Below are 2532 nucleotides of genomic sequence, written 5' to 3'. Positions count from 1 at the left end.
CAGCAAAAAATGGACAATGCCAATTAGAGATTGGAAAGCAGCGCTGAATCGATTTACAATCCAGTTCGGCGACCGTATGCCGAATGTTTAACTGAACCCCCGTTTACACAAAATTCAGGACACCCCCAGGGCTAGAGTTCCAGCATACGCATCTGCAGCGCTCTTAAGTTCTTTTTCGTAATTCAAAATAGGATCAACTTCTTTTAATGTAATGCTGGTATCCCCCGCATCAGTTAAATCTACCCAAGGTGACCATAGCACTACAGCGCCGGGCTCTCCTAAACCTGCGTCGCGCACGTTGAGTGCCGTTGATGTTGCTAAACCACCTCCGGCCGACTCACCAAGCAACGCAATATGCTTCATCGCATATCCTTGTTTAAGCAGTGCTCGGATCACGGCAAGCGCCTGGGATTGAATGACACGCCAGTCAGCGATTGGCGCCCTGGTATAGTCGACGGAAATAATACGCATGCCAGTAGCATTGGCCAATGGTGGAATTGCAGCCAGTCTGCTACGCGCACTATTCAAGGTATAAGCACCACCGTGGAAAAATACGATTACCCGATGATTTTCTCGCCATCGCTTGGGAAGTATTTCCAGTACTGGGACGCCGCCTAACAGCATCTCTTTTAGCTTAACCTGTTCATTTGTTGCAACAGCTGCGGCTGCAGGGGTTTGCTTTTCAATCAGAGTATCAGCCAACTTCTTCCAATTTGCGACATCATCCGAAGCTGGTACATCAGGAGCTGATGCCCAATTCACCTTACTCAATGATTGCATCAATTGTTGAGCCTCCCACGATATGGTCGTGGGCACATTTGCAGACGGCAAACCTGATTGCTGAGCATGCGCAATAGAGCTTCCCAAGAGGACCATCAACAAGGTCAAAGTGAGCATGATCAAACGTTGGGCAGGCAGTAAAGGCTGACACAAAAAAATGGTGACACTTCGTACAATTAACATAAAGTTTATATTCCCTCTTTAAACGAAAAATTGAAAAAGACAAATTCAAATAAGGAAAAAAATATAGCAACGCATCACTTATTGCTGCTGTTGGCTATCTAATTAAGCAGATCCAAGTTAAATCACACTGTCGAATTGTCCTGAGCGCTATCCCAAAGTTCATAATGAATGTAATGCCTTGTTGGGCATATTTTTCCCACCCGCATTGTTCTTGGGAACGCTCCCCGAATGAAAATACAAATGGATTAATTCACCAGTTCTTCCATAAGAAAAAGCGATTTGAGGCCATCAGCGAAGGAGATAATTTAAGGGCGATCAAAGCTCAAATTATCGCCCCCAAAAAAGCCTCGGTTTTAAAACGACGCACCAAGTATTTATGAAGCAACTACAATCGCATAAACATGTGCTTGTACTTCGAAATTGAAGCCAACTTTAATTATTTGAAGCAATTTAGGAATCATGGGAAAATGTGCGTGCTTTGATTGCCAGGAAAATTAAAGTCAATCCGTAAAGCAAATAAAATGCCGAGATTAAGTTAATTACGAGGATGACACCTAGGATCGGGCGTAAAATTAAAAAACTGCCAAGCGCAACCAACGTTATACCGCCCAAAATCAACACCCACTCTCCTTCAATAACTTTGCGCAATCGAATCGCAATACTTATCTCCATCAAACCGGCCGAGATTGCCCAAATGGCGATATAGAAATACAGAGCAAGTTCAGTAATGCCTGGCGTTATCAACGTGACGACACCAATAAATATGCTCACAATGGCGCGTAGCAAAAGTACCCACCACTCCTCCCCTTCTTTATCACTTGTGATCGCAAGCCACAGAGAGAGAACGCCATCACCTAAAACATAGAACCCAAACCAAAGGACCATCGACAGGATGGAAATTATCGGTAGATTGAATACCATGAAACCAAAACCTATTGCTAAAATACCGCGCAATAACAATGTCCACCATGCGCGATGAAGCAAGCCAGCGATCTTATCTTGAAGTCCAAACATAATCTGTTCCATTCAAAAACGACGTTTCATTTATTTATAAACAGGTCTCGCATTTGCTGCGAGCCTGAATGGAAAATCTGGGAAATGCCCAGCCTTGGAATAAAGTAGTGAAATTACGGTTTCCAACTTCTAAAAAAATAGAATTTTTGTTAGAAGCCTGAGTTTCACTGCAATATATATTTGATGTCAGATTAGTCTTTAAGCGAATCAACAGTTCGTCTAGATAGAATTGCGTCGATCGCAGCGACCTCAGCTTCGTCAAAATAGTAGAACGCTAATGAGAGAACTTGCTCTGCATAATCTTCTGCAGCTTTGGCTTCAGATTCAGCTTTTTTTAATTTGAAATCAGCTTCCGTCTCCGTGACCTTGTTATGAATTTCAGCTGTTTTCTCCTGAATTTTTTCTTTTATACGATCCAAACCGGTAGGTGTCAACAAAGATGTCGCGTCAAGTCATGCTGCTAGCATTAGTTCCTCTGCCTGATTTCGTTTCGGATTCAGCCAGACCTCGTCCTTCAATTTCCAATCCCGCGTCGCACCAGACCAGCGCTCTGGA

Annotated in this window: 4 protein-coding genes; 1 reads left to right on the top strand and 3 read right to left on the bottom strand. The window is 43.4% G+C overall.

Going from position 1 to position 2532, the window contains the following annotated elements:
* Positions 1–114: 114 nt before the first annotated feature.
* Positions 115–963, bottom strand: coding sequence for an alpha/beta hydrolase (locus tag ACO0K1_RS19960; protein WP_423028929.1), 849 nt, complete (start codon positions 961–963; stop codon positions 115–117).
* A 164-nt stretch (positions 964–1127) separates the two neighbouring features.
* Here ACO0K1_RS19960 and ACO0K1_RS19955 point away from each other — a divergent pair, with 164 nt between their 5' ends.
* Positions 1128–1343 (top strand): hypothetical protein, encoded by a 216-nt coding sequence (locus ACO0K1_RS19955; RefSeq protein WP_423028927.1) that lies wholly within the window; start codon positions 1128–1130, stop codon positions 1341–1343.
* Positions 1344–1413: 70 nt separating this feature from the next.
* Here ACO0K1_RS19955 and ACO0K1_RS19950 read toward each other — a convergent pair whose 3' ends face one another.
* Both ACO0K1_RS19950 and ACO0K1_RS19945 read right to left on the bottom strand, forming a co-directional pair.
* Positions 1414–1989, bottom strand: a complete 576-nt coding sequence (locus tag ACO0K1_RS19950) for an HdeD family acid-resistance protein (RefSeq protein WP_423028925.1) — start codon at positions 1987–1989, stop codon at positions 1414–1416.
* Positions 1990–2168: 179 nt separating this feature from the next.
* Positions 2169–2414 carry a hypothetical protein gene (locus ACO0K1_RS19945; RefSeq protein WP_423028923.1) on the bottom strand — a complete coding sequence of 82 codons (246 nt, stop codon included), beginning with the start codon at positions 2412–2414 and terminating at the stop codon, positions 2169–2171.
* Positions 2415–2532 lie beyond the last annotated feature (118 nt).

Source organism: Undibacterium sp. SXout20W (assembly GCF_049340285.1).
Lineage (GTDB): Bacteria > Pseudomonadota > Gammaproteobacteria > Burkholderiales > Burkholderiaceae_D > Undibacterium.
The sequence above is the reverse complement of the archived record's forward strand: the minus strand, read 5'-3'. Positions and strand labels throughout refer to the sequence as shown.